Source organism: Candidatus Omnitrophota bacterium (assembly GCA_003598025.1).
Lineage (GTDB): Bacteria > Omnitrophota > Gorgyraeia > Gygaellales > Profunditerraquicolaceae > Profunditerraquicola.
Genome location: QZKH01000006.1, coordinates 113,320 through 137,284, shown reverse-complemented (window position 1 = coordinate 137,284; position 23,965 = coordinate 113,320). Strand labels below are relative to the sequence as shown.

At 40.4% G+C, this 23,965-nt stretch carries 31 protein-coding genes and 3 tRNA genes; 2 read left to right on the top strand and 32 right to left on the bottom strand.

Going from position 1 to position 23,965, the window contains the following annotated elements:
• Positions 1-7 precede the first annotated feature (7 nt).
• The 10 genes from C4533_05975 to C4533_05930 form a co-directional block, all read right to left on the bottom strand.
• Positions 8-373, bottom strand: coding sequence for a hypothetical protein (locus C4533_05975; GenBank protein ID RJP28021.1), 366 nt, complete (start codon positions 371-373; stop codon positions 8-10).
• Entirely contained in the window at positions 370-1,152 is a 783-nt protein-coding gene (locus tag C4533_05970; GenBank protein ID RJP28020.1) for an inositol monophosphatase, read from the bottom strand. The genes C4533_05975 and C4533_05970 overlap by 4 nt, the downstream gene beginning before the upstream one ends.
• 83 nt (positions 1,153-1,235) lie before the next feature.
• Positions 1,236-1,323 (bottom strand) — tRNA-Ser (locus C4533_05965).
• A 10-nt stretch (positions 1,324-1,333) separates the two neighbouring features.
• Positions 1,334-2,038, bottom strand: a complete 705-nt coding sequence (locus C4533_05960; protein ID RJP28019.1) for a hypothetical protein — start codon at positions 2,036-2,038, stop codon at positions 1,334-1,336.
• Positions 2,016-3,284, bottom strand: a complete 1,269-nt coding sequence (locus C4533_05955; protein RJP28018.1) for a serine--tRNA ligase — start codon at positions 3,282-3,284, stop codon at positions 2,016-2,018. The genes C4533_05960 and C4533_05955 overlap by 23 nt, the downstream gene beginning before the upstream one ends.
• Before the next feature lie 109 nt (positions 3,285-3,393).
• Complete coding sequence (locus tag C4533_05950) at positions 3,394-4,776, bottom strand: RtcB family protein (protein ID RJP28259.1); 1,383 nt, start codon at positions 4,774-4,776, stop codon at positions 3,394-3,396.
• A 61-nt stretch (positions 4,777-4,837) separates the two neighbouring features.
• Positions 4,838-5,257, bottom strand: coding sequence for an archease (locus C4533_05945; GenBank protein ID RJP28017.1), 420 nt, complete (start codon positions 5,255-5,257; stop codon positions 4,838-4,840).
• 182 nt (positions 5,258-5,439) lie between these two features.
• On the bottom strand, positions 5,440-5,772 hold the full coding sequence (locus C4533_05940) for an XRE family transcriptional regulator (protein ID RJP28016.1): 333 nt from the start codon (positions 5,770-5,772) through the stop codon (positions 5,440-5,442).
• Positions 5,773-5,809: 37 nt separating this feature from the next.
• The gene (locus tag C4533_05935; protein ID RJP28015.1) at positions 5,810-6,217 is read right to left on the bottom strand and encodes a type II toxin-antitoxin system RelE/ParE family toxin; all 408 of its coding nucleotides are present in this window, start codon (positions 6,215-6,217) and stop codon (positions 5,810-5,812) included.
• A 268-nt stretch (positions 6,218-6,485) separates the two neighbouring features.
• Positions 6,486-6,561: transfer RNA gene (locus C4533_05930), tRNA-Lys, on the bottom strand.
• A gap of 260 nt (positions 6,562-6,821) precedes the next feature.
• Between C4533_05930 and C4533_05925 the strand changes: the two genes are divergently transcribed.
• On the top strand, positions 6,822-6,962 hold the full coding sequence (locus C4533_05925; GenBank protein ID RJP28014.1) for an XRE family transcriptional regulator: 141 nt from the start codon (positions 6,822-6,824) through the stop codon (positions 6,960-6,962).
• 11 nt (positions 6,963-6,973) lie between these two features.
• On the opposite strand, the gene C4533_05920 is transcribed toward C4533_05925, so the two are convergent.
• The 5 genes from C4533_05920 to C4533_05900 are packed head-to-tail and all read right to left on the bottom strand — an operon-like array spanning position 6,974 to position 9,728.
• Positions 6,974-7,492 (bottom strand): hypothetical protein, encoded by a 519-nt coding sequence (locus C4533_05920; GenBank protein ID RJP28013.1) that lies wholly within the window; start codon positions 7,490-7,492, stop codon positions 6,974-6,976.
• Between the two features lie 11 nt (positions 7,493-7,503).
• On the bottom strand, positions 7,504-8,118 hold the full coding sequence (locus tag C4533_05915) for a hypothetical protein (GenBank protein ID RJP28012.1): 615 nt from the start codon (positions 8,116-8,118) through the stop codon (positions 7,504-7,506).
• Positions 8,119-8,130: 12 nt separating this feature from the next.
• Positions 8,131-8,844, bottom strand: coding sequence for a hypothetical protein (locus C4533_05910; protein ID RJP28011.1), 714 nt, complete (start codon positions 8,842-8,844; stop codon positions 8,131-8,133).
• A 15-nt stretch (positions 8,845-8,859) separates the two neighbouring features.
• On the bottom strand, positions 8,860-9,366 hold the full coding sequence (locus C4533_05905; protein ID RJP28010.1) for an ImmA/IrrE family metallo-endopeptidase: 507 nt from the start codon (positions 9,364-9,366) through the stop codon (positions 8,860-8,862).
• Complete coding sequence (locus C4533_05900) at positions 9,363-9,728, bottom strand: XRE family transcriptional regulator (GenBank protein ID RJP28009.1); 366 nt, start codon at positions 9,726-9,728, stop codon at positions 9,363-9,365. The genes C4533_05905 and C4533_05900 overlap by 4 nt, the downstream gene beginning before the upstream one ends.
• Before the next feature lie 331 nt (positions 9,729-10,059).
• Here C4533_05900 and C4533_05895 point away from each other — a divergent pair, with 331 nt between their 5' ends.
• Positions 10,060-10,365, top strand: coding sequence for a hypothetical protein (locus C4533_05895; GenBank protein ID RJP28008.1), 306 nt, complete (start codon positions 10,060-10,062; stop codon positions 10,363-10,365).
• Positions 10,366-10,663: 298 nt separating this feature from the next.
• Here the strand turns inward: C4533_05895 and C4533_05890 are convergent.
• From C4533_05890 to C4533_05810, 17 genes are all read right to left on the bottom strand, one after another.
• A tRNA-Arg gene (locus tag C4533_05890) sits at positions 10,664-10,737 on the bottom strand.
• A gap of 5 nt (positions 10,738-10,742) precedes the next feature.
• Positions 10,743-11,462: a radical SAM protein gene (locus tag C4533_05885; GenBank protein ID RJP28007.1), complete on the bottom strand. Its 720-nt coding sequence runs from the start codon at positions 11,460-11,462 to the stop codon at positions 10,743-10,745.
• A gap of 76 nt (positions 11,463-11,538) precedes the next feature.
• Positions 11,539-11,814: a hypothetical protein gene (locus C4533_05880; protein RJP28006.1), complete on the bottom strand. Its 276-nt coding sequence runs from the start codon at positions 11,812-11,814 to the stop codon at positions 11,539-11,541.
• Between the two features lie 60 nt (positions 11,815-11,874).
• The gene (locus tag C4533_05875) at positions 11,875-12,678 is read right to left on the bottom strand and encodes an LpxI family protein (GenBank protein ID RJP28005.1); all 804 of its coding nucleotides are present in this window, start codon (positions 12,676-12,678) and stop codon (positions 11,875-11,877) included.
• A 3-nt stretch (positions 12,679-12,681) separates the two neighbouring features.
• A complete protein-coding gene (locus C4533_05870) occupies positions 12,682-13,479 on the bottom strand; it encodes an acyl-ACP--UDP-N-acetylglucosamine O-acyltransferase (protein ID RJP28004.1) in 798 nt (265 codons plus the stop codon).
• A 2-nt stretch (positions 13,480-13,481) separates the two neighbouring features.
• Positions 13,482-14,804, bottom strand: a complete 1,323-nt coding sequence (locus C4533_05865) for a bifunctional UDP-3-O-[3-hydroxymyristoyl] N-acetylglucosamine deacetylase/3-hydroxyacyl-ACP dehydratase (GenBank protein RJP28003.1) — start codon at positions 14,802-14,804, stop codon at positions 13,482-13,484.
• Between the two features lie 3 nt (positions 14,805-14,807).
• Positions 14,808-15,848: a UDP-3-O-(3-hydroxymyristoyl)glucosamine N-acyltransferase gene (gene lpxD, locus C4533_05860; protein RJP28002.1), complete on the bottom strand. Its 1,041-nt coding sequence runs from the start codon at positions 15,846-15,848 to the stop codon at positions 14,808-14,810.
• An 11-nt stretch (positions 15,849-15,859) separates the two neighbouring features.
• The gene (locus C4533_05855; GenBank protein ID RJP28001.1) at positions 15,860-16,396 is read right to left on the bottom strand and encodes an OmpH family outer membrane protein; all 537 of its coding nucleotides are present in this window, start codon (positions 16,394-16,396) and stop codon (positions 15,860-15,862) included.
• Positions 16,397-16,420: 24 nt separating this feature from the next.
• The gene (gene bamA, locus C4533_05850; GenBank protein ID RJP28000.1) at positions 16,421-18,808 is read right to left on the bottom strand and encodes an outer membrane protein assembly factor BamA; all 2,388 of its coding nucleotides are present in this window, start codon (positions 18,806-18,808) and stop codon (positions 16,421-16,423) included.
• A 51-nt stretch (positions 18,809-18,859) separates the two neighbouring features.
• A complete protein-coding gene (gene dnaB / locus C4533_05845) occupies positions 18,860-20,197 on the bottom strand; it encodes a replicative DNA helicase (protein ID RJP27999.1) in 1,338 nt (445 codons plus the stop codon).
• A 41-nt stretch (positions 20,198-20,238) separates the two neighbouring features.
• On the bottom strand, positions 20,239-20,682 hold the full coding sequence (locus tag C4533_05840; GenBank protein RJP27998.1) for a 50S ribosomal protein L9: 444 nt from the start codon (positions 20,680-20,682) through the stop codon (positions 20,239-20,241).
• 21 nt (positions 20,683-20,703) lie between these two features.
• The gene (gene rpsR / locus C4533_05835; GenBank protein ID RJP27997.1) at positions 20,704-20,979 is read right to left on the bottom strand and encodes a 30S ribosomal protein S18; all 276 of its coding nucleotides are present in this window, start codon (positions 20,977-20,979) and stop codon (positions 20,704-20,706) included.
• Positions 20,969-21,403, bottom strand: coding sequence for a single-stranded DNA-binding protein (locus C4533_05830; GenBank protein ID RJP27996.1), 435 nt, complete (start codon positions 21,401-21,403; stop codon positions 20,969-20,971). The genes rpsR and C4533_05830 overlap by 11 nt, the downstream gene beginning before the upstream one ends.
• A 1-nt stretch (position 21,404) precedes the next feature.
• Positions 21,405-21,701, bottom strand: coding sequence for a 30S ribosomal protein S6 (rpsF, locus tag C4533_05825; GenBank protein RJP27995.1), 297 nt, complete (start codon positions 21,699-21,701; stop codon positions 21,405-21,407).
• On the bottom strand, positions 21,701-22,270 hold the full coding sequence (locus tag C4533_05820) for an aminoacyl-tRNA hydrolase (protein RJP27994.1): 570 nt from the start codon (positions 22,268-22,270) through the stop codon (positions 21,701-21,703). The genes rpsF and C4533_05820 overlap by 1 nt, the downstream gene beginning before the upstream one ends.
• Positions 22,271-22,292: 22 nt before the next feature.
• Positions 22,293-22,994 (bottom strand): 50S ribosomal protein L25, encoded by a 702-nt coding sequence (locus C4533_05815; GenBank protein ID RJP27993.1) that lies wholly within the window; start codon positions 22,992-22,994, stop codon positions 22,293-22,295.
• A 31-nt stretch (positions 22,995-23,025) separates the two neighbouring features.
• Positions 23,026-23,964, bottom strand: a complete 939-nt coding sequence (locus tag C4533_05810) for a ribose-phosphate pyrophosphokinase (protein RJP27992.1) — start codon at positions 23,962-23,964, stop codon at positions 23,026-23,028.
• Between the last annotated feature and the right edge of the window lies 1 nt (position 23,965).

Below are 23,965 nucleotides of genomic sequence, written 5' to 3'. Positions count from 1 at the left end.
AAGTTCATCAGGCTTTTGAAACAATTATCTTCTGCCCGGGTTTAATCGATTTTAGTTCAGAGAAAACACCTTCAATGTTGCCGACTATGTTTACTTTCGAAGCGGGCTTAGGCTTATCATCTTTGCTATCAGGGGTCCTGCCAAAAAAGATACACAAACATTGTCCCGGCGGCCAATATGCAACAGTACCCAAACCTACATCCATTGTCGCATTTTCTGCAGCACATTTAACAGGTATTTCAAAATAGATTTCCTCTCCCCACGTCAAAACACTCGATTCAACAGGCAGATTATCAAGGATATCCTTTGCCGTCTTTGAATCATTAAACTCAGCCTTAAACAATTTGCCGGAGATGTCAAACACGACTTTCATTTTATCTTTCCTATGACCTTTAACATATCCTTATGAATCTTGCCGTTAGAAGACACAATAAAATGCTTTTCGCTTAAAGGAATATTCTCTCCGTACTTCCCGGTAACTCTACCGCCTGCTTCTTCTATTATGAGTTTTCCAGCCGAATAATCCCAGGGGCTGAGCTCAAATTCCCAGAAACCTGAGGCCCTGCCGCAGGCGACATAGCACATATCCAATGCCGCAGCACCCAGCCTTCTTATCCCGAGTATCTTCTTACGAAAAAATAGCTCGATAGCTTTAAGGGTATCGGTCATCTCCCTGCCCCGGCTGTAATAAAAACCGGTAATCAATAATGCCTGCCCAAGCCGCTTTGCGTTATTTACCGATATACGCTTGCCGTTTAAAAATGCCCCTTTGCCTTTTTGCGCATAAAAAAGCTCGTTCCTGCTTACATCATAAACCGCACCCACAATAATCTCGTCTTTTAATCTTAGGGCTACCGAAGAACAGAAGATGGGCATTGTGCACGCAAAATTATTAGTGCCGTCAAGAGGGTCTATTACCCAGGTATATTCTGAAAGAGTTTTATTATACTTCTTTTCCTCGGCAAGTATGTTGTGAGAAGGGAAATTTTTTCTTATAAAAGAAACTGCCTCGCGTTCTGCCTCTACATCAGCAACCGTTACAAGGTCAAAGGATGTGCTTTTATTCCTTATCCTGATATTCTTTTCAAAATATTTTCGATGGACATATCCTGCCCTCACAGCTGCGCTTATTGCTATCTTAAGGTAATTCATTGATTTTTTATCGGGAAGTTATTTGTGTTCGCCCACTTCGTTGCTTAGTAGCTTAAACATGAAAATGTCTGAGCGAAGAAGAACGGAGAGGGTGAGATTCGAACTCACGTAGGGAGAGACTCCCTAAACAGTTTTCAAGACTGCCGCTTTCAACCACTCAGCCACCTCTCCAGGTTCTTATCTAATTAGCTAAGAATAATTGCCTAAAAATGCCGTAAAAAAATTCTCCTCCGGACTGGAAAGCATTATTGCAGAAATTAACAAATGAGAACCTGTCAAAAATTATATTCAAGCAGAACGCCACTAAAATAATATTCGTAATATATACAAAAGAAAACCCAAATATATAATTTGATTTGAGCAGATCTTCTTTTTTGGTACGGAGAGATTTTGCCCCGAATATAAGATGCAACCCTATACTTAACCCAAAAAGGAACATGAAATAATTTATTAATACTGTATGCCTAAAAATTAAAGAGACGGCCAAATAACACAAAAATATAACCAAGCTGTAAACAGGGATGAGATACGGAGCTACCCTGACCAAGGGCCTTATAAAACTAAACATTATCTCCAGCAGCTTATGTCCGCTTGCGTAAACTATAGCCGGTTCCCAGATAAATAGATAAACTATCAATAAACTTATGAGTCCGTACCAGAAATGGTTCTGCGCAGAGATATCGATTACGGAAAATTCACCCAGGAAAGACACGGTAACTCCGTAAACAAACGGGAGAAGGCATAATCCGAAGATAAACTTTATTACGCTGAATGCTTTGCTGGAGAGCCCGGTAACTTTATAAGCGTTCTTTTCTGAAGCCTCAAAGCCCCTCTTTCCTTCTTTCTTAATATCGAGATTCTCTTTAGAAAATTCTTTCTTTGCCATCCATATACGGCCTCAGTACTTCAGGTATGAGAATCGAGCCGTCCTTCTGCTGGTAGTTTTCTAATATCGCCACCACGGTCCGGGCAAGCGCAATACCGGAACCGTTAAGCGTATGTACGTAATCGACTTTTTTGGTATCTTCTCTTCTGTATTTTATATTTGCCCTTCTTGCCTGAAAACTCTCAAAGTTAGAACAGCTTGATACTTCAAGCCACTTATCTATCCCGCAGGCATAAGCCTCAATATCATAACACTTGCTTGCAGCAAAACTTAGATCTTGTGTTGAAAGCACCACTACTCTGTAAGGCAAGCCTAAAGCCTGCAAGACTTCTTCCGCATCCTTTAGAAGCTTCTCAAGCTCGTCATATGAACTTTCAGGCTTGACAAATTTAACCATCTCAACTTTATCAAATTGATGTACACGCATAAGCCCCTTTGTATCCTTACCGTATGAACCGGCTTCTCTTCTAAAACACGCAGTATAAGCAGTATAATAAATAGGCAGGGCTTTTTCGTCCAATATTTCATCCCTGAAGATATTAGTAACAGGGACTTCAGCCGTCGGGATTAAAAACAAATCATCGTCCTTGAGTTTATACATATCTTCTTCCAGCTTGGGCAGTTGCCCCGTACCGGTCATCGATGCGCGGTTAACCAAAAATGGCGGGAATATTTCGGTATATCCGTGTTTTTTTGTGTGCAAATCGAGCATAAAGTTTATCAATGCCCTTTCAAGGCGGGCACCTAAGCCTTTATAAAGTATAAAATTTGAACCGGTGATCTTTGTGGCTCTGGGAAAATCAATAATATCGAATTTTGAACTCAGCTCTATATGTGTAAGCGGCTTAAAATCTACCGGCGGCTTATCTCCCCAGGTACGTACGACCTTATTGTTAGAGGCATCCCCTCTGGGAATAGAATCATGCGGGATATTCGGTATAGTAAGCACCAGCTTATCTAACTCTGCCTGAGATTCTCTTAAGCCGGATTCAAGGCTGTCAATTTTGTCTGCAACTTTCTTCATTGAAGCTATTGCCGGCTTAGCGTCTTTTTTCGCTTTTAACAAGGCGGTGATCTCATCATTAGCCTTATTCTTCCTGGCTCTTAGTTCTTCAACCTCGGAAAGGGCTCGCCGCCGCGATTCATCAACCGACAATAATTTATCTAAGTCGATTTTAAGATTGCGGTCTTTTAGCGACTTCTTTATTAATTCCTGGTTTTCACGAATGAATTTGATATCTAGCATATTAACCCTTTATTACACCTAATGGTCGCCCCTAAGCTTCGCACGGGACTCCCTTAACCTTTTATTACTCCTAGCGGTCGCCCCTACGCTCCGCTCGGGACTTCCGCAATCATCCCTTTATTACACCTAATGGTCGCATTCTGCAGACGCGTTTAGAAATTCCTGCGTTATGTACCACATCAACCACTTCATTTACATCCTTATAAGCCTCCGGCGCCTCTTCAACGATTGTGCCCCTCCCTGAGGCTTTCACTATTATACCTTTTGATTCCAAATCTTTCAATAATTGTTCTGCATTAATGCTTTTGGTAGCTGCAGTCCTTGATTTAAGGCGGCCTGCGCCATGGCAGGTTGAACCAAATGTCTCATCCATAGCCTGTTGTGTGCCAATAAGTAAGTAAGAATTTCTGCCCATATCCCCCGGAATAATTACAGGCTGCCCTATTTTCTTGTATTCATCCGGTAATGCCGGGTGTCCTGGCCCGAATGCCCGGGTTGCACCTTTTCTATGGACGCATAACTTCTTGCTTTTACCGCCAACATCATAACTCTCAATTTTTGCGATATTATGCGCGACATCATAGACTAAAGACATCCCCATCTTCTGCCAGGATTTATTTAACACTTTCTCAAATGTAAGGCGGCTCAGATGCATAAGGCATTGCCTGTTTGCCCAGGCGTAATTTGCCGCACACCTCATTGCCCCAAGGTAAGCTTTACCTTCAGGAGAATTCACCGGAGCGCACGCAAGCTGGCGGTCCGGAACATTTAAATTGTACTTTTGCAGGCAATGAATCATATTCTTTGAATAATCTTCGCATATCTGATAACCGAATCCCCGGGAACCTGAGTGTATCATCACAGTGACTTGGCCTAGATCAAATCCAAAGGCATCGCAAATATCCCGGTCATAAAGCTGGTCTATAACCTGCACTTCCAGGAAGTGATTCCCCGAACCCAATGTCCCTGATTGAGCCTTCCCCCGGTCATAAGCCCTATCAGAAACGCAGGCAGGGTCTGCTCCATGTATAGCGCCATTTTCTTCGGTGAATTTTAAATCTTCTTCGACGCCATAGCCGTTCTGCACTGCCCATTTAGAACCCTTTAGCAATATTTCTTTTTCCTCTTTTGCGCTTACCCGTATTTCTCCTTTTGAGCCCACGCCAGACGGCACATTAGAGAATAAAGCATAAACCAGGTCTTTTAATTTAGGTTTTATCTCATCAAATTCAAGATTAGTGCGCATTAAACGCACTCCGCAATTTATATCAAAACCTACCCCGCCAGGAGAAACGACCCCGCCATCTTCAATATCAGTAGCTGCAACTCCGCCTATGGGAAAGCCGTATCCCCAATGAATATCCGGCATTGCCATGGACGCGTTAACTATCCCGGGAAGAAAAGCCACATTAGCCACCTGCTCAAGGGCTTTATCTTTGTAGATATCCTTTAACAGCCTCTCGTCTGCATAAATTATCCCCGGGACACGCATCCCGGGCTTATAACTCTTGGGGATCCTCCAACGATAATCATCAATCTTCTCTAGGCCTATTTCAGGTATCAAATATAACCTCCGCCTGCCAAAATTCTGCCTTTCTCTCTATCTTAAGCTGGTGGTAAGTTGCGGCTTTAATCTCGGTTTTTATTTCATAGTCCGTATTATCAAACCCGGATGCTTTTGCCTTTAGGTGTTGTCCATCTAAAAGGCTAAAGCTAAAATCCTGGAAAATCTTCTCTTTTACGGCAGAAAGAGACAATAATTCATTCAACCAATTTATAAGCAGCTCCTCATAATTATTGCCATCAAGCTCAATTAAGAATTCCTCAGGAACAGAGTCATTTCCAATCCTGGCAGCAACAATAGAAAACATGGCATGCGCCGAATTAGAAAAAAGCTCCTTAAGGTCTTCTCCCTTAACCCTTACTCTGATATCTGCAGTATGCTCTAATATTTCGAAATTATCCTTATCCATCGGTGAAATTATAACATCAGGAGATTGAGGTGTAAATGGGAGAGTTGGAACAAATAGTCAATGGATATTGGTTAAGGAAGCTAGAGAAAATAATAGAATAATTCTTCTTTTGACTATATTTAATGCAGACGATAGAGAATTTTGTTTTATCTAATTTTAATAGGAAAAATTTAATAAAATGATTAAGCTACCTGTAGTTTGTTTCTTATAATCTTACTAATCTTGCTAGGAATATTTATTATTTTAAATTCGATCTTATAACCGATAGCAAGCAAAATCTTGGCGACATCTCGAATATTACTAAAAATTCCCTCTTCGAGCTTAGAAATATACTGCTGGCTGATACCCAATTTAGAAGCTAATTCTTCCTGGGTTAAATTATTCTTCGCACGATAGTCAATAAATAACCTTGATATCTTCATTCTTTCTTGCTCAAGTTCATAAAGTTCTCTAAAATATGGATCTTTTAATTTTTCATCTAGGTGTTCTCTAACACTTTTAAGTTTTCGTATCATCAGTATCCTCTCTTCCTAGCTTAATGTTATAACATTATTATTTTTCTTTTATTACGCAGGAATCTAAAGTATTTAAATAGTCTACCATTCTATTTTTAGCTAACTCAACTTCTCTCCTTGGGATTTTTCTCGTTTTCTTTTTAAAACCATTCAACAATATTATTTTTTTCCCTATATAAAAAAAGTAAATAATTCTAAAAGCCCCATCATCAGCTTCAAATCTTAGTTCGTATAAATCTTGTTCAATTTTTTTCGCATGTGGCTCAGGAAGCCTAGGGCCGTATTCCTCAAGCAGGTCTATCTTTACATAAAATTTTCTCTGAGTTTTAAAACTTAGATGATCGATAAAATCCATAACTGGAATACGTCCATTTATAGTCTTATAATACAAACATTCAAAATTTGTCAAAACTATCTCTCCCTTTTGGACAAATAAAGTGTACAACTAAATAGTTGTTAAGTCAAGCTCTTTTTAAGTAAGATTGGAAAGGGTTTTCAATGAAGGATTTGATTAATTAGCCTCTTACTGCAAGAGAAAGATAATTTTGAGCCATGGAGGGATCGAACCGTCGCCATCATCTTAAAATCATGGCTCCTTAGGAGGTGGCAAGCCCCCTCCTAACGCTTAAACCTGGATTGTTTAAATTGAATCGCTGTTCTCCCCCAAACGTGGGGGCGTTCCCCCCACACCCCCGGAGGTTCGACCAAAGATATGGTGAGCCATGGAGGGATCGAACCTCCGACCTTGACATTAAGAGTGTCCTGCTCTACCAGCTGAGCTAATGGCCCAAATCTTTTATCAATGACCTTTTACTAACCCTGAGCGAGGCCGTTTAGAACGGCCGAGTCGAATGGGTGAGCTAATGGCCCGAAATTTAGCGGAATAGGGTAGTATTTTAGCTTAAATGGGGAAAATAGTCAACACTATTGGTTCATGGTTCATAGATCATAGTTCATGGATATGATAAGGTAAGTCACAAGGACACACGACACAAAGACACAAGCGTATAGCGCTAAGCGTATTGAGTTATCCCTAAATCACTCAAGAGATGCTTTCTGAGGTAGCGGATATTGATTATAAGTATATACAGAGAATTGAAGGAAAGAACCCGCCTGCTTTAAAGATTGATACGATTGACAGACTTGCCAGAGCGCTGAAAGTAAAACCTGCCGAGTTACTGAACTTTTAATTAAACTTATTTTAAGTTCTTTTTAGAGAGCTTTTAATTTCTTCAAGGACAGTAGCTATTTCATGTAGCCCTCTTTTTGAAACAAAATTTCTTCTACTATATGCCTCCCACGAGAAAAAATAATTTTCATTATATTTGTTATCCTTTTCATCTTTATAATTAATGGTAGCTCTAACCTCTTTGGAATTTTGCAGTGGTAATACCTCAGAGCTCAATCCCATTATACTATCTAATTCGTTTTGAGGGCTAAGAAATGGTAGGTTTTTAATAAAAGGCTGATCATTAAGCATCCTCTTTCCCCCCATTTGATATTCAATATCTGGAGTAAATTTTATAATTATATTATAGGCCGCTTTATCACCAAAGTTTTTAATCACAACATACATTTCATGCCCTTCAAATCTGAAATCAACATATACTCTTGGTCTAAGATTTTCTTTAAATTGTCTAGTCGAATTGACCAAAATACAAATAGTTGTTATGACATAGGCTAAAGTTAGTATTACCATTAACCAATTAGTTATTCCCATGCTATCCTTTGCTATTGTTTGGCAGTAGTTGTTACTAGCTTATTCAAAACTCCTATTGCATTTTCTTGACCTTTAGGAGTTAAAGAAATTGTTTTTGCATCATATTTCTTGCTATCAATATATTTGGCATTTTTTAAATTATTCATCAGCATAACGAGTGGACTACCACTCTTTATATTTTGTGACTCGAAAATGTTTCTAAATGCTTCATAAGGAATGTCTCTTTTACCTAAACCAGATTCTAAAATAAAAATCAAAACACATAAAGCTTCTGTAGCCGTCTTAAATTGATTTGGTTTTAATAACTGCACCGCATCTTCTTTAATACTGAATATTTTAGATTGCCGTAAGTTCTCGACATTCACATCGTCTAGCATATTTGCTATCTTCCCATATTCATCTTCCACTTCTGATAATCTATCCTTCCCCTGTTGAATCGGAATAGTTTTTGTAGGAACCCCTGTACTAAAAACTTTATCATACTTTACAAGGCTTTCTTTAATTTTTTCAATGGAGGATAAAGCGCTTATAACTTCTTTTTCATCATCAAAATCAATTATTAACTTTATAGCATTTCCAATAAGTATTTCTAATTTCCCTTTTAAAGCCTTACGTTGATCAGTCATTTTTCTCCTCCTTTAAGTTTGTTCTTTTAGACTACGTAACTTTCTTAATCCTTCACTTGATAGATTCCATCTTTTAGTAGATTTATCATAATAAAATAGATGGCGATAATTTGCTCCTACGCAATTATTAAATTGTTTATAAGTAAATTTCTTTCTGACTCCCTCTTTTTTTAAATGTTCCAGTAACTCAGTTAAGCTAGAAGGATTATATTTATCGACTCCAACTAAAAATACTTCCAAATCTGACTTGAGATCTCCGAAATAGATGGGCTTTTCTTGATCTTTGCTTGCACCCTCTGTTGTCATTACCTCACTTGGCTTAAGAATAAAATCCCTGCATTTAATATTAAGCAAACTGTTTATAACAAATTCCACTAGTTCAATATAAGTCTCTAATGATTTATCTGTTAAGGTTTTATCTGATGAGGTATGATAAAAATCACACCTAATATCTTCGTAATAGTAGTTTATCGAATCCCAAACTTCAGCATCAAAAGAAATATTATTTTGTACTGCTTTTACTAAATTTTCTCTGTGTTTGTGAGCTTCCGATAATTGTATTCTCTTGATTCTTTTAAGAAAACTTCTAAAAGCAATTTCGAGTGCACTATCTAATAAGATCACAACTAATCTATTTCTATGCTCAATCTTAGAATGCTTTATTAGATTAGCCGCGGTTAAGGTATCGATTATCCCTCTAAGCCAAGGTTGTTTAATCTCTTCCATACTTTATTTAGCTAATTAAACGAGTTTTAATTTTAGTAATCTAATCCAGAGCGCTTCTTTACTTACTTGATATAATTTAGCTATCTCTTCAACATTCTTGAGTTTCAGGAAATCTTTCTTTAACATATCCGATGGCATAAGAAGTTCTCCTGCAAAATAATTTGCTTCTTGTTCCTGTACCTTATTATGCTCTTCATCAGCAGCCTCAAATCTTCCTTCTGATATCTCAGCGGTATCAACAAAAATTTCTTTATAATGCCCTAGAAGATAATGTCCAATTTCATGCGCTATAGAAAATCTTTGTCTATTGGGAGGGTGATTTTTATTAACCCCGATTACAAGCATATTATTATCTTTTAAAAGTATCGCAGATACCTTATCAGGAAAAGAATAGGGAAGAAAATTGATTCTCAGGCCATTGAGAATCTTATTAACATCTACTGGGGGAGCATTTACTTGAGCTTCTTTTAAAGCTTTCTGTGCAATCTTACTGGCATGTGAATAACGGGGCTTTTCAATCATTTATTCTTTCCAAACTTCTTTTTCGCTAATTCGGTAAAGTCTAGAATACTTTTCTCGGTTTCTTTATCAAGACTGTTGTAGTTTGACCTAAGCTTTAGAGCAAAATCTTTTGGCTCAACTTGATCTGTAGCAGTCCTAGGCAGAAAGTCTGCAATCGTTTTATCAAAAACTTTCGCAATCTTTATTAAATCATCTATACTGACTTTCCTCGCTCCACTCTCAAAATAAGAAATAGCCGTTGCGCTATCTTTGCCAATAGCTTCAGCAAGTTGCGATTGTGACCATCCCTTTTGCAGTCTAAGCTCAGTAATCCTACGACCTATAAAACAATTTATCTGCTGATCAACATTATTGATGTCCACTTTATGCCCCCCCTTTTTTTTAAACTAGAATAAACTTACCACAAAATGCAGTATATGTCAAGATTTATATTTTTAATAAATGCTTGACATCATTCACCAAAGTGGTATAATTGGACTGCACAAAAACAGATGGATAAAGGCGATTGCGGAATACCTATCTCATCTGCTTTGTGTTTACTACGGTTAACAATATTGTATGTTAGCCTTGGAGAAAGTCAACAACTTTCCTTCCTGTATTCCGCTCACGAAGGAGGCGTTATGAACGGAACCTAAGAAGACGAGCGGGGAGAAAGTCGGCGAAACAATCTTTTAACACAGGAGGAATTACCAAATGGTGACAATCGGGAAGTACAACTTCGAAGGCCCTTATGCCTATACGGGCTACTTACAGGATAGAGCCGGGGTCTACGCGATTGTCGATGACAGAAGTAGCAAGCTGATAGTAATTGATGTTGGCGAGTCTGCAACTGTGAAATCGAGAGTCGAGAATCACGAAAGAGAAAACTGCTGGACAAGAAATCGCATTGGCACACTGAAGGTCGCTGTGCTTTACACACCAGGATTACAACAAACAAGCCGTATGCAGATTGAACAAGAACTCAGGGAACAATTCAATCCTGTCTGTGGTGTCCGCTAAGTTCTCTACTGGGGAGGGGAAACCCTCCCCTTCTATATTCTTCTTCCCTTAACCCTGCTTTTTGTATACAAGCGAATCCCAAGGCAGTAGATTTTGCTCTTGGGGGTGCTTCGGGGGGTATGGGGTAGGGGTGTTTACGGGGAAGTGCCCATTTTCTGACCCACTTTCACACCACATCATGCAACAGCATACCAATTGATACCAACAACAGACACCCCGCGCTTATGTGGATTTGCGCGGGTGTGCCGCTTTCTGCGGCAAAATCCCAAATCTTGTGAGTTTAGGGACCAATTTCAAATGCGCCCAGCTGGAGTTGAACCAGCAACACCTAGTTCCGAAGACTAGTGCTCTATCCAATTGAGCTATGGGCGCAAATCTTATATAATCTCTGCCTTATCTCCGAGTATTTCTTTGATCTTTAGAAGCTGGTCTTTGTCTACACCAAGCACATTTTTTTGGGCAGTGGCACGCACAGGCGAGTTCATCTGAATCTTATCAGGATTTATGCGCCCAATAATCTCTTTGAGCTTATAAGCATGCTCCAGGGTATCATTAATGCCTTTAATAAACATAACTTCAAGCCAGATTTTACCTTTGAATTCTTTTCTTAAGTCAATAAGGCCTCCGATTACCCTCTCTAAACTAATATCTTCATGAGGCTTATCTATTTTCTCAAATAATTCCTGAGTTACCGCATCCAGAGAAGGGACAATCAGGTCGGCTCCGGTCAAGCTATCCCTTACTTCTTTATCCCATAATAAAGATGCATTGGTAATTACAGCAACCTTAACCGGCATAAAAGCTTTTATTTCTTTTATAAGCTTGCCGATCTTCGGATTTAGAGTCGGTTCTCCATATCCGGAAAAAGTAACATAATCAAGCTTTTTAACCGCATCTTTATTCAGGCTGACCCACTCTTTAAGCTCTGAAATCACATCATTTACAGCGACGTATTCTTTTCTCTGCGCTGTCTTATGTGTAGTATTGCCAACTTGGCAATATATGCAGTCGAAGCTGCAGATCTTTCTTTCAGTCAAAGAAATGCCTAAAGATGTCCCTATTCTGCGTGATTTTATCGGACCATATATGTATTTCATATTTAAAAGAAAAACCCCCACGTTTCAAGCAGTTTAAATTCAAAAAGTGGGGGCTTAAATATCCCTATGTTCAATGTTACTTTATCTCAAGAACGCTGTTTGTAGAGCCGAATGAATTGGATATACTACTGGTGCACTTCGGATCATTTACCCAGTTATTATCGACGAGAAATTTGTATTCGTATTTACCGGGTTTTAAGTTCACTTTGGCCACCCAATTGCCTTTTGAATCTTTCTTCGCCGATAATGAACTTGTATTCCAATTATTAAAACTACCTGCTACAACGACCCTGTTAGCCGAAGGTGCAAAAATCCTGAACTGCGCGGTTTTTTGTTTTGCAACTCTGGGCATATCTCCTCCTTTTTACAAAATCATTTATACATTAGTTAAGAGATAAAGTCAAGGGTTTACTTAAACTGCGACTATTGCCAGCCCGTGCCTATCAGCAAAAGCTAAACTTATCTCTTTATCTATAAATAATGTCTTACCTGCCTCTATGGCAAGGCATTGGGCGCGCGCCTTAATGAGATTCTTAATAGTGCTTAAACCTACGACCGGGATATCAAAACGCTTGTCTTGTTTAGGCTTGCTTACCTTTACTATTGTAATGCCGCCTCTTGCAATTTTACCTGCTCTTTTTATCAATTTGTCGGTACCCTCAAGCGCCTCAATGGCAACAATTGCTTTTTGCTTTACGGCAACAGTCTGGCCTATGTCTAAGAAGGCCACCTTTTTTGCCAGCTCAAATCCGAAATATACATCTTCCCAGCCTTTAAAATCAGGCTGTTTTTTAGTGAGCGTGCCTTTCTTGGGAAGCTGCTCTTCAATAAGGCTCGTTGAATCCAGTATCTCAAACCCTCTCTCGCTGAATTTATCGGCTATTGCGCCGAATATCGTATCGGCTCTTTTATCAGCTAACGAATCAAGTATTTCTTTAAGGGACTTGTCCTTTTGGACTTCTTTGCTAAAAAGCCTCCAGGGGCTGATTTGTCCGGCCATTAATATTTTTTTTACGCCTTCATAATTCAATATGTCAAAAACCCTGCTGAAATCGCTAAGCTTAAGCCAGTAAACTTTATCTGCAAGCTGATTGATCTTGGCGGAAGTGTCCCCCTTTATAGCTATGGCTACAATTTCATACCCTTTTTTTCTTGCAGCCTCGGAGAAAATTATAGGAAATTTTCTGTTACCGGCGATCAAGCCTATTCTTTCCATAGCTTATTCTTCTTTTGGTGAGCGACAGGAGCGAGATAGACCTCTTTTGGAGTTCTTTATAAAATTCACAAGGTATCCTACCTCTTGATTCTCTGATAGTTTAGCCTTCTCGATCTCTTCTAAGGCATGCTTAATGGATATGCCCCTGGTAAAGAGAATATTGAATGCGCTGTTTAGACAGGTGATAGATTGCCTGGGGATCTGCTTACGCCTTAAACCGATTAAATTAAGTCCATAAACACGGGCAGGATGCCCATCACAGGTTGAAAACGGCGGGATATCCTGGACGACCTTAGAACAGCCCCCGATTATAGAAAGAGTGCCTACCCTTACAAACTGATGTATAGCAACGATCCCCCCGATAACTGCCCCATCTTCAATCGTTACATGGCCGGCCAAAGTGCCGACATTAGCTATAATACAATTATTGCCCACTACGCAATCGTGTGCAACATGGGTATAGGCCATAAAAAGGTTACCGTCTCCGATAATCGTCTTAGAGCCTTCGCTTGTACCGGGATTGAAAGTGCAAAATTCCCTGATGGTATTATCCTTGCCTATTACCAGGAAACTATTTTCACCCTTATATTTCAAATCCTGCGGCACGCTTCCTATAACCGCTCCGCTAAAAATATTGCAGTTTGCTCCTATTGAAGTATTGCCCGTAATAGTGCAGGAATTGGCTATCTTAACGTTATCAGCGATATTTACACCATCGCCTATTACGCTGTAAGGGCCTATAGAAACACCTTTACCTAATTTTGCCTTATTTGAAATTACCGCTGTTGGATGAATTGACATAATCAGTTTTCTACCAAAGCAAACATTAAATCTGCCTCGGCTACCACTTTGCCGTTTACAAGGGCCCTGCCGCTTACCTGGCCAGTTTTGGATTTTATCTTGCCTGCCTCAACCTCAAAAACAAGCTGGTCCCCCGGCACAACGGGTTTTCTGAATTTAGCATTATTAACCGCCATAAAGAACGCGAGTTTTCCCCTGTTTTCATCAGGCGCCAGCATCATGACCCCGCCTACCTGGGCCATTGCTTCAATAATCAATACTCCGGGCATGACCGGCCTTCCTGGGAAATGCCCTTTAAAGAAATAATCATTGATCGTGACATTCTTAATCCCTACCGCCTTTTTGCCCTTTTCAAGATATATTATTTTGTCAACAAAGAGAAAAGGCTCTCTGTGCGGGAGGATTTTCATTATCATATTTATATCCAGCTCTTCAGAGGAATCAGGGCTATAGTTTATATTAATGGAAGCAGATACCGATCTTTTTCTCTGCTGTTCTATCTTTCTTATGAGCTTCTGGTTCAAAGAATGCCCGCTTTTTACGGCGATAACATGGCCTTTTAAAGGCAGGCCTAACATATATAAATCTCCGACTAAATCAAGCATTTTATGCCTTACGAATTCATCTTCGAAGCGTAATTTATTATTAATCACTCCGTTCTTGCCCACGACTAAGGTATTGCTATAATTGGCGCCTTTACCTACTCCCTGCTGCTGTAATTGAGCGGCTTCATTCTCAAGGCAAAAAGTCCTGGCAGGAGCGAGTTCTTTTTTAAAAACTTCTTCATTCAAAACAAGATCAAGATACTGGGCTTTTAATAAAGAATGCTCATAACTTAACGTGTATGAAATCCTTAACTCCGGATAAGGCAAAACCATTATAGAAGAACCGTTTTCTTCCACGAATACCGGCTCTTTTATGGAATATATTTTTCTGGGAGAATCCTGCTCTTTAATGCCTGCCTTAAGCAACGCCTGCATAAAATCATGGCTGCTGCCATCCATGCCCGGGGCTTCTTCATTATCGATTTCAATAAAAACATTATCTATCCCTAAACCGTATACGGCAGCTAAAAGATGTTCTATTGTGTACAATTCAACTCCGTTAGAGCTGATTGAAGTCCTGCGGGGAGACCTGCCTTGGGCAACAGAATTATCTGCAGTGACTTTTATAACCGGCCGATTAGGAAGGTCTGTGCGCACAAAACTAATCCCCATATCTATATCTGCCGGTTTAAAGGTGATATTGACTTTCTTTGCGCTGTGCAAACCAATCCCGCTTAAGCTTACCTGCTTGTCAATTGTTCTTTGCTTTGTGGCATCCATAAGCTATCCGTTCTCCTTTAATTTTGACTGAAGGGAATCGACTTTCTTTTTTAATTCGTTAACTGTCTCATAAAGCCTGGGTAAATTTTGCACACAGGCATTAACGCGTATTGCCACATCGTGCGGCTTAGCAGGATAACCTGAAACGATTGTATTAGCCGGTATACTCTTAGTGACTCCGGCTTGCGCCGCGACTATCGAATTATCCCCTATTGTTAGATGCCCGGACAAGCCAGCCTGGCCTGCCAATGTGACATTGTTGCCTATAACAACACTGCCGGAGATACCTGCCTGCGCAATAACGAGCGAATTGCTGCCGATGATAACGTTGTGGGCGATCTGGACAAGATTATCGATCTTTGTGCCTTTGCCGATAAAAGTCTTATCAAACCTGGCCCTGTCGATGGTGACATTCGCGCCTATTTCAACATCATCCTCTATCACTACCGTACCAACCTGAGGCACTTTATGATGCACCCCGTCGACATTGACATATCCAAAACCGTCAGAGCCTATAACTGTGCCGCTGTGTATTATTATACGGCTGCCAAGGGCAACATTTTCGCGGATTGTTACATTAGGATAAATTAATGCCTCCGGGCCTATAGAAGTATCCCTGCCTATAAAACATCCGGCATAAATTATTGATCTATCGCCGATACTTGCGCCTTCCTCTACCACCACATAAGGCCCAAGGCTTACATCTTTACCGAGTTTTGCGCTTTTGGCTACTATGGCAGAAGGATGAATCCCCTTGCTATGAATAGACTGGTTTGGGCATACAAATGAAACGACATTTATAAACGCAAGGGAAGGATTTTTTACTCTGATGAACGGCTTAGCGATCTGGCCAAATTCTTCAGAGACTATTACGGCTGCGGCTTTTGTTTTATCGGCAAAAGAGAAATACTTGGGGTTTGCAACAAAGGTTATATCTTCAGGCCCTGCCTCTTTTATGCCGGAAACACCGGTAATAACAATATTTTCATCCCCGCTTACCTTGCCCCCTATAAACTTTGCTATTTCGCCGAGTGTTCTTTTCATTAAACGCAGAACTATTTTTTATAATTCTTATTCAGGATGCTTACTATCTTATCGGTTATATCCATATTCTTAACCTGGTAAACCAGGACCCTGTCATTAAAAACCATGGTATAGCCTTCCTTTTCGGAATAAGATTTCACAGTCTCTTCTATGTCTTTAAGTATCTCTTTCATTTTCTCATCCTGCTCTTTACGCAGGTCGGTCTGATTTTGGCGGTCAAAACCCTGCAAGTCCTTGACTTTTATTTCCAGGTCTTTCTGCTTGGTCTCCTTATCCTTATCGCTGAGTAAATTCAATTTATCCTGCAATTTCTTGAGCTCATCTATCTTTTTGTCTCTTTCTTTGCTGTAGACCGACTCTTTATCACCGAGGGTCTTTTCGTAGTCCTGTGTTTTCTTGTATTCGCTGAAGATCCTGCTTAAATCTACATAGGCAAATTTATCCGCAGAATAAGCTATGTTTAGGAAAAGAGCTGCTACAAAAATGACCACTAATGATACAATTCTTACTTTTTTCATCAACCTTCCTCCTTTTAATCCCGATATCATTTATTAAGATATGGTTAACTTTATTTAGAAACCGTGGCTCATGCTAAAGTGGATCCTGCCATCGCTCCTGGAATCCTCTCCCGGCTCTTTATCAAGCGGGATACCGTAATCAAGCATAATCGGCCCGATCGGGGTTTTGATACGGATGCCAAACCCAAAACTTGATTTAAAGCCTCCGTCACCGATATCACCCATTTTTGCCCAGACATTACCGGTGTCATAAAAAACTGCCGCTTTAAGAAAATCAAAAACAGGATAAACATATTCTATGTTGCCTACAACCATGGAATTACCGCCTAAGGGGTCCTTTGAAACAGGATCAATCGGCCCGATTTTTCTTTCTTCATAACCTCTTATTGTATAAGCACCGCCGGCAAAAAATCTCTCATATATCGGGACATCGTTTGAATCACCATACGCATCGACAACACCTGCCCTGGCCCTTAGCTCAAGGGAAGACTTCTTCCATAAAGGTATATAGTGCGAAACCCGGCCGAAGAATTTCACAAAATCCTTATCCCCCCCGAACGGCCCGCCGGCAGTTTCTACTGTGCCGCTGAGCATATCTCCCTTTATCGGGTCAAAAACATTGTCCCTGCTGTCAAAAGTCAGCCCAAACTGCATACTGCTTATTGTATTCTTGCCTTCTTCTTTCTTTAAATCATTTGTTGCTTCCGGTGAGATATTTGAAATGTCTATCCTGTCATAACGATAGACGAGATTACCCTTTACATATTCGCTGAGTTCCTTACCGAGCCTTAAATCCCCTCCGGTTATATCCTCATCATAACCATAGCCTACATCTGATTCGCGTTCGTGCGTCTTCTTATATACATCAAACCCGAAAGAGACAGGATAATCAAAAAGCCATGGTTCAGTAAAGCTTAGGTCAAATCCCGAGCTTAATGAACCGAAAGATGTGCGCAGCCTTAAGTTCTGCCCATCACCCGTAAAATACGGCCAATTCTTCCAATCAAAGTTCTTCTGTTCAAGCTCAACAAAACCAATGAATTCGTCAACAGTGCTGTAACCTCCGCCGAAACTAAAAGCTCCGGTCTTGGATTCTTTTACATCAACTATAAGGTCCTTTTCGTTCGGCACCACAGTATCCTCGGTATCATAACTAATCTCGTCGAAGAATCCTAAGTTCTTGAGCCTTTCCTTGCTGCGCCTGAGTTTCTCCCCGTCAAACCTGTCGCCGGGTTTAATCCTTAGCTCCCTGCGTATGACAATATCTTTAGTCTTGATATTTCCCCTTATCTTTATTTTATCCACATAAGCGATCTGATTTTCTATAATATTATAGGCTATATCCACCCTGCCGGTATCACTGTTTACCAGGGTAGTCTCCTGTACCTGCGCAAATATATAACCTCGGTCAAAATAAAGGCTCTGGATACTTGCTATATCCTCTTTCATGGCTTCCTGGCTGAAAACTTTTCCAGGTATGCAGGATTTAAGCTGCTCAAGGATATCTTTTTCCGGAATATCAACATTGCCTCTTACGGAAACCCCGCCAACTAAATACTTCTTTCCTTCTTCGATAGAAATATAAATATAAAGAAACTTTTTGCCGTCATTCTTAACCTCGTGGTCAACTTTTACGTCACTAAAACCCTGTTTTCGGTAAAAAGCCCTTACACGTTCAATATCGTCTTCTAAAGTATCTTCTTTAAGGACTCCGGCATTAAAAAGCCAGGCCCTCTTTGTCTTTAGGAGCTTAAGTATCTTTCGATCCGAAAAAGAAACATTCCCATCGACAAATATCCTTTTTATCCTGATCCTTCTATCCTCTTTGACATTAAAAACAACAACAGCTTTATTGGTATCCTTGCTTATATCAACGCTGTAATCTACTTCAGCAAGGCTGAACCCCAGTTTTTCATACATCTTCTTTATCGTTGACAAATCGTCATTAAGGCTGGGGTAATCAAGATACTGCGTCTCCTTGGACTTAAGCATGCTCTTTAACTTCTCGTCTGTATAAGAAAGACGCTTAATGCCATTAAAATCAATTTTCTCAATTATGGGCCTTTCGGTAACCGAAACAATAAGTTTAAGCCCATCTTTATAGTCTTGGGTATCTATCTTAATATCGGAGAAATAACCTAACTCAAACAGCCTCTTTAAATCATCGCTCACAACATTCTCTTGATATGGACTGCCGACGCGGGATTTCATCTTAGAGATAACTACATTACTGCTTATAGACTTATTACCGGTAACCTCGATAGAGGTGATTGTCTTAGGCTGGATTTCTTCTGCCGGAACGGTTTCCGGAGCCCGATTTTCGGCGGAAACTTCCTGCTTATCCTGCGCAGTAACATCCTGGGAAAAAACAGGTGCCCCATAGATAAATAAGGGAAAGCTTAATAAAAATAAGGCTAAGGGTATCTTTGAATTTTTTTTCATTATTGATATTATATTAAAGTGTTTGGGTTTTATCAATTTGTTTTTTGGTAATTATTCTATGCGTGCGATGTTCTCGAATCTTGTATACTCTTTTAAAAATGTCAATTTAAGCGAACCTACGGGCCCGTTACGCTGCTTTGCAATTATTATCTCGGCTATGCCCTGATTATCAGGAGAAGGGTTATAATACTCTTCCCTAAGTATAAGGACAACCAGGTCTGCGTCCTGCTCAATAGCACCGGACTCCCTCAAATCGGATAATTGAGGCCTGTGGTCATTGCGGGATTCTACAGCGCGGGAAAGCTGGCTAACGGCAATAACCGGGACGCTTAATTCCCTGGCTAAGGCCTTTAATGAACGCGAAATCTCCGATATCTCCTGCTGCCTGTTTTCTATGCTGACTGAGCCCCGCATAAGCTGCAAATAGTCAAGGATTATAAGCTTTATATCGTGGTGCATTTTAAGGCGCCTTGCTTTTGCCCTTAATTCCATGACCGAGATTGCCGGCGTATCGTCTATAAATATAGGTGCCTCTGAAAGTTTACCGGCTGCGGCAGTAAGCCTCGGCCAATCGGAAGTTGCCAAATAACCTGTACGCACTTTATTAGCATCCACTTTGGCATGCGAACAGAGCATCCTTTGCACCAATTGCTCTTTTGACATCTCAAGGCTGAATATTGCTATGGGCATCTTTTCAACCACTCCGGCATATTCAGCTATGCCAAGCGCCAAAGCACTTTTACCCATTGAAGGCCTTCCTGCAACGATAATAAGGTCTGATGGCTGAAGTCCTGCGGTCTTTAAATCAAAATCTATATAACCTGTAGGTATACCCGTAACGTGGGCCTTCTTCTGGTACAGCTTGTCTATTGTTTCTATGCTGTCTTTTACTATTTCCTTTAGAAGCAAATAGCTACTCTGGCTTCTTGTGTCCCTGACATCAAAAATAAGCTTTTCAGCACTATCAACTACCTCATCAATATGGCCCTGTGTTTCATAACACATCGCGATTATCCTGGTAGCGCTGTTAATCAGGCCCCTAAGCAGGCTTTTTTCTTTTACTATCCCTACGTAATATGAAGCATTAGCGGCAGTAGGTACGGAATTAACCAGGCCCGTAAGAAAACTTACTCCTCCGATCTCATCAATAAGGTTGTCTCTTTTTAATTCATCTGTAAGTGTAATAAGATCGACCGCCTTGTTGGAATTGTATAATTCAAGTATTGCCTGGAAAATCTTCTTATGCGCATCTTTATAAAAACACTCTGCGCTCAATGATTCGGCGGCAACCGAAATAGCGTTTTCGTCCATAAGCATAGAGCCTAATAACGCCATTTCAGCTTCTAGATTCTGCGGAGGGATCTTGTCTAATGTTAAATCTTGAGGCATATTTAAAAGGCACTGATTTAGAAATAATATATATATATATATTATTTCTTTACTACCCAGATCTTGACAATTGTCTTTACTTCCGGATGCAGTTTCACCGGCACTTCATAAATTCCGACGGTCTTAATCTGCTCTTCCAGTTCTATTTGATTCTTACTGACATCGTAACCTTCGTCTTTAAGGGCTTTTTCTATTTCTACCGCAGAAATACTGCCGTATACCTGGTCATCATCATGGGTCAGCACAGGCACTGTCAGGGATAATTTTGAAAGCCTATCTGCCATATCCTGGGCCTGCTGTTTCAATTTCTGCATCTGGCTTGCTTTCCTCTGTTTGTCTTCTTCTATTTTTTTCAGGTTTCCATCTGTAACCGGGACCGCAAGATTGTGAGGAAAAAGAAAATTACGCGCAAAACCGTCTTTTACTTTTATCACACTCCCGGATTTTCCGACTTTAGCTACATCTTTCTTCAAAATTACTTCCATAATTTATCTCCTGGAATCTGATTAATTTTTTACGTATGGCAAAAGGCCTATAAAACGCGCTTTTTTTACAGCCTCTGCCAGCATGCGCTGGTGCTTTGCACAATTACCGGATATCCTTCTTGAAATAATTTTGCCCCGCTCCCTGACGAAAGATTCAAGCCTCCTCAAATCTTTATAATCTATGCCCTTGACTTTATCCGCGCATAGCCTGCAAACTTTTTTCCTGAAAGAAACTCCCGCTTCAAATGATTTCTTGTTTGTAGTTCTTTTTTCGAACTTCCCGCTCTTAAACCTCATCTGCTTTATCCTCGCTTTCTTCTAACCATTCGGACTCAGTATGTGAATCTGTAACAGATAAATCTTGGTGCTGATCTGCAGCCTGCCTTGATGATGGGCTTCCAAGAAACTGCAGCCTCTCAACCCTGACTTCGATTACACTGCGTTTTTGTCCTGCATTATCTTCCCAGCTCCTTGACTGCAGGCGGCCTTCAATAAAAACGGGGCTACCCTTCTTAAGATACTGGTTACAGGTCTCTGCCTGCTTATCCCATGCAACCGCAGTTATAAAACACGTCTCTTCCTTAGCCTCCTGGTTCTTATTACGGAACCGCCTGTTTACGGCTAGCCTTATATTTACGACAGCCGTGCCTTGGGGCGTATACCTTAGCTCAGGGTCTTTGGTAAGGTTACCTATCAATAAGACTTTATTTAAATTTGCCATATTATTTCTCCTCTATCGGCCTGGTTATCAATGTCCTAAGGATATTTTCATTCAAGCTATACAAACGGTTCAATTCTTTTATAGCTTGGGGGTCAGATTCAAAATTAACCAGATAATAAAGGCCTTCCTGAAATTTCTTTATCGGGAACGTCATCCTCCTCTTATCTGCCCAGACAGAAGAATTGGTTACGCTGCCTTTATTTTTTGTGATCACTTCATTAATCTGCGAAAAAACAGCCTTCTTCTGGTCTTCCGGCAAATCCGGTTTCACTATTAACATGGCTTCATACTTATTCATTAGTTTCTCCTTTTATTATATATATTCATGGTTTCTGAAATCCCATTTATAACCCAAGACTCACAACAGCTGCATGCGCTACCAATGATCTCCGGCAATTCCTTCTTTTGTGCTCTGTCAAAAGAGGAAAGGACATACTTTGCCGCAATATCCTTATCCGGCCTTCCTATGCCTATGCGCAGCCTGTTGAATTCAGCTGTTTCTAAATAGGTGATTATTGACTTTATGCCGTTATGCCCGGCCGAAGAACCTCCTGCTACTAATTTTATCCTGCCGAAATCCAGGTCTAAATCATCGCATACAGCCAAAAGATCCTTGTTGCAAAGAGCAAACTTCTTAAATAAAAGCTTGGCAGCTACGCCGGATAGATTCATAAATGTCAAAGGCATGGCCAGTATTACGCTAACGCTACTAATGTTTCCTTTAGCAATAAAAGCAGGTATACCCGGCTCCTTCTTTAGACGCATCTTATGCTGCTTGGCTAGAGTGCGTATAACCTGAAAACCTATATTATGCCTTGACCCGGAATATCTTATGCCCGGATTACCCAGGCCCAAAATCAATTTCATAAAAGGGTGGAAAGTAAAGGTATTATTTTTTCTCTTTCTTTTCCTGTTTTTCCTCGGCTTCTTTTTCTTCAGCAGGGACTTCCTTCTTTTCTTTTATTACTTCCGGCTCTTTTGCAGCTTCAGCGCCTTCAATTTCCTCTACCGGTGCCTCCTCTTTCATAGGCTCAGATACAGATATGACTACTGATTCAAGAGGGGTGATCACCTTTATGTCAGGAGGAAGGATTATATCCTTTACATGTATTGAATCCCCTATCTTTAAAGGTGTCACATCTACCTCTATTTTTTCAGGGATCTTTGTAGGCAAGCACTCGATCTCTATTTCCCACATGATATGCTCCAGAGAGCCGCCTTCCTGCTTAACCCCTACTGCTTCGCCTTTTGCTACAACCGGCACGTTTACTTTAATTGACTTAGTAAGCGATATCTCGTTGAAATCAACATGTATTATATCTCCCTGGACCGGGTCATACTGTATATCCTTTATCAGGCAGGTCTTAGACCTGAGTTTATTTTCGTCCTTTATCTTAAGGTTTATAACCAGGTTTTCAAGGCGGTGTTGGTGTACCAGCGTTAATAATTGTTTTTTAGGTATACCTATGGCTTTGGAATCCTTGCCCTCGCCGTATATAACTGCCGGTATTACGCTGGTAGCCCTTAACTTTTTAACACCGATCTTTCCTAGCTGAGTCCTTATTTCCGCATCCAAAAATATCTCTTCCATTTTATTTCACCTCATTAAATATTTTAATAGTTTAATCGAACAGCGAACTGACCGATTCTTCGTTATGAATCCGTTTTATAGCTTCCCCAAGAAGCCCGGCAACAGACAAGACTTTGATCCGTGGATTTTTCTTATCTTCCGACAGAGGGATACTATCTGATATTAAAAGTTCTTTTAATTCTGCGCATTTATTTATTCTTTCAAGTGCCGGCCCGGATAATACGCCATGAGTTATGGCTGCACGCACAGTTTTGCACCCGTATTTCTTAAGCACGCCTACTGCTTCTATTAAAGAACTCCCCGTAGCAATCAAATCATCAACGATTATGACATCTTTGCCTTCGACCTCGCCTAATATATGCAAAGCTTCGGACTTTTCAGGGTCAATCCTTCTTTTATCAATTATTGCCAATGCTGCATTTAGCCTTTTGGCATAAGCCCTTGCCATCTTAATGCTGCCTACATCCGGAGAAACCACCACAACGTCTTTGGGATCGATATTTGAGAAATAATCTATGAATACCCCGACGGAAAATAAATGGTCTACCGGAATATCAAAAAATCCCTGGATCTGGCCTGCATGCAGGTCCATCGTCAAAACCCTGTCTGCTCCTGCAACCGTAAGGAGGTTTGCGATTAATTTAGCGCTGATAGGCACACGAGGCTGGTCCTTCCTGTCCTGGCGGGCATAACCAAAATAAGGTATAACCGCAGTTATCCTCTTGCTTGAAGCTCTCCTTAAGGCATCCATCATAATCAAAAGCTCCATAAGGTTATCATTAGGAGGAGGACAGGTTGACTGTACGATAAACACATCTTTGCCTCTGACATTCTCATTGATTTTGACCCTTATTTCGCCTTCGCTGAATCTTGACACTAAGGCATCAGAAAGCTTTATCTTAAGATATTTACAGATATCTTTTGCTAACTGCGGGCTGGCATTGCCAGAGAATACTGCCAATTTATCCATG

Bases quoted from the DNA above. Each gene is read 5' to 3' on its own strand.
- C4533_05975 (RJP28021.1), bottom strand. From the start codon at position 373: ATGAAAGTCGTGTTTGACATCTCCGGCAAATTGTTTAAGGCTGAGTTT.
- C4533_05970 (RJP28020.1), bottom strand. From the start codon at position 1,152: ATGAATTACCTTAAGATAGCAATAAGCGCAGCTGTGAGGGCAGGATAT.
- C4533_05960 (RJP28019.1), bottom strand. From the start codon at position 2,038: ATGGCAAAGAAAGAATTTTCTAAAGAGAATCTCGATATTAAGAAAGAA.
- C4533_05955 (RJP28018.1), bottom strand. From the start codon at position 3,284: ATGCTAGATATCAAATTCATTCGTGAAAACCAGGAATTAATAAAGAAG.
- C4533_05950 (RJP28259.1), bottom strand. From the start codon at position 4,776: ATGCGTGTCCCGGGGATAATTTATGCAGACGAGAGGCTGTTAAAGGAT.
- C4533_05945 (RJP28017.1), bottom strand. From the start codon at position 5,257: ATGGATAAGGATAATTTCGAAATATTAGAGCATACTGCAGATATCAGA.
- C4533_05940 (RJP28016.1), bottom strand. From the start codon at position 5,772: ATGATACGAAAACTTAAAAGTGTTAGAGAACACCTAGATGAAAAATTA.
- C4533_05925 (RJP28014.1), top strand. From the start codon at position 6,822: ATGCTTTCTGAGGTAGCGGATATTGATTATAAGTATATACAGAGAATT.
- C4533_05920 (RJP28013.1), bottom strand. From the start codon at position 7,492: ATGGGAATAACTAATTGGTTAATGGTAATACTAACTTTAGCCTATGTC.
- C4533_05915 (RJP28012.1), bottom strand. From the start codon at position 8,118: ATGACTGATCAACGTAAGGCTTTAAAAGGGAAATTAGAAATACTTATT.
- C4533_05910 (RJP28011.1), bottom strand. From the start codon at position 8,844: ATGGAAGAGATTAAACAACCTTGGCTTAGAGGGATAATCGATACCTTA.
- C4533_05905 (RJP28010.1), bottom strand. From the start codon at position 9,366: ATGATTGAAAAGCCCCGTTATTCACATGCCAGTAAGATTGCACAGAAA.
- C4533_05895 (RJP28008.1), top strand. From the start codon at position 10,060: ATGGTGACAATCGGGAAGTACAACTTCGAAGGCCCTTATGCCTATACG.
- C4533_05885 (RJP28007.1), bottom strand. From the start codon at position 11,462: ATGAAATACATATATGGTCCGATAAAATCACGCAGAATAGGGACATCT.
- C4533_05880 (RJP28006.1), bottom strand. From the start codon at position 11,814: ATGCCCAGAGTTGCAAAACAAAAAACCGCGCAGTTCAGGATTTTTGCA.
- C4533_05875 (RJP28005.1), bottom strand. From the start codon at position 12,678: ATGGAAAGAATAGGCTTGATCGCCGGTAACAGAAAATTTCCTATAATT.
- C4533_05870 (RJP28004.1), bottom strand. From the start codon at position 13,479: ATGTCAATTCATCCAACAGCGGTAATTTCAAATAAGGCAAAATTAGGT.
- C4533_05865 (RJP28003.1), bottom strand. From the start codon at position 14,804: ATGGATGCCACAAAGCAAAGAACAATTGACAAGCAGGTAAGCTTAAGC.
- lpxD (RJP28002.1), bottom strand. From the start codon at position 15,848: ATGAAAAGAACACTCGGCGAAATAGCAAAGTTTATAGGGGGCAAGGTA.
- C4533_05855 (RJP28001.1), bottom strand. From the start codon at position 16,396: ATGATATCGGGATTAAAAGGAGGAAGGTTGATGAAAAAAGTAAGAATT.
- bamA (RJP28000.1), bottom strand. From the start codon at position 18,808: ATGAAAAAAAATTCAAAGATACCCTTAGCCTTATTTTTATTAAGCTTT.
- dnaB (RJP27999.1), bottom strand. From the start codon at position 20,197: ATGCCTCAAGATTTAACATTAGACAAGATCCCTCCGCAGAATCTAGAA.
- C4533_05840 (RJP27998.1), bottom strand. From the start codon at position 20,682: ATGGAAGTAATTTTGAAGAAAGATGTAGCTAAAGTCGGAAAATCCGGG.
- rpsR (RJP27997.1), bottom strand. From the start codon at position 20,979: ATGAGGTTTAAGAGCGGGAAGTTCGAAAAAAGAACTACAAACAAGAAA.
- C4533_05830 (RJP27996.1), bottom strand. From the start codon at position 21,403: ATGGCAAATTTAAATAAAGTCTTATTGATAGGTAACCTTACCAAAGAC.
- rpsF (RJP27995.1), bottom strand. From the start codon at position 21,701: ATGAATAAGTATGAAGCCATGTTAATAGTGAAACCGGATTTGCCGGAA.
- C4533_05820 (RJP27994.1), bottom strand. From the start codon at position 22,270: ATGAAATTGATTTTGGGCCTGGGTAATCCGGGCATAAGATATTCCGGG.
- C4533_05815 (RJP27993.1), bottom strand. From the start codon at position 22,994: ATGGAAGAGATATTTTTGGATGCGGAAATAAGGACTCAGCTAGGAAAG.
- C4533_05810 (RJP27992.1), bottom strand. From the start codon at position 23,964: ATGGATAAATTGGCAGTATTCTCTGGCAATGCCAGCCCGCAGTTAGCA.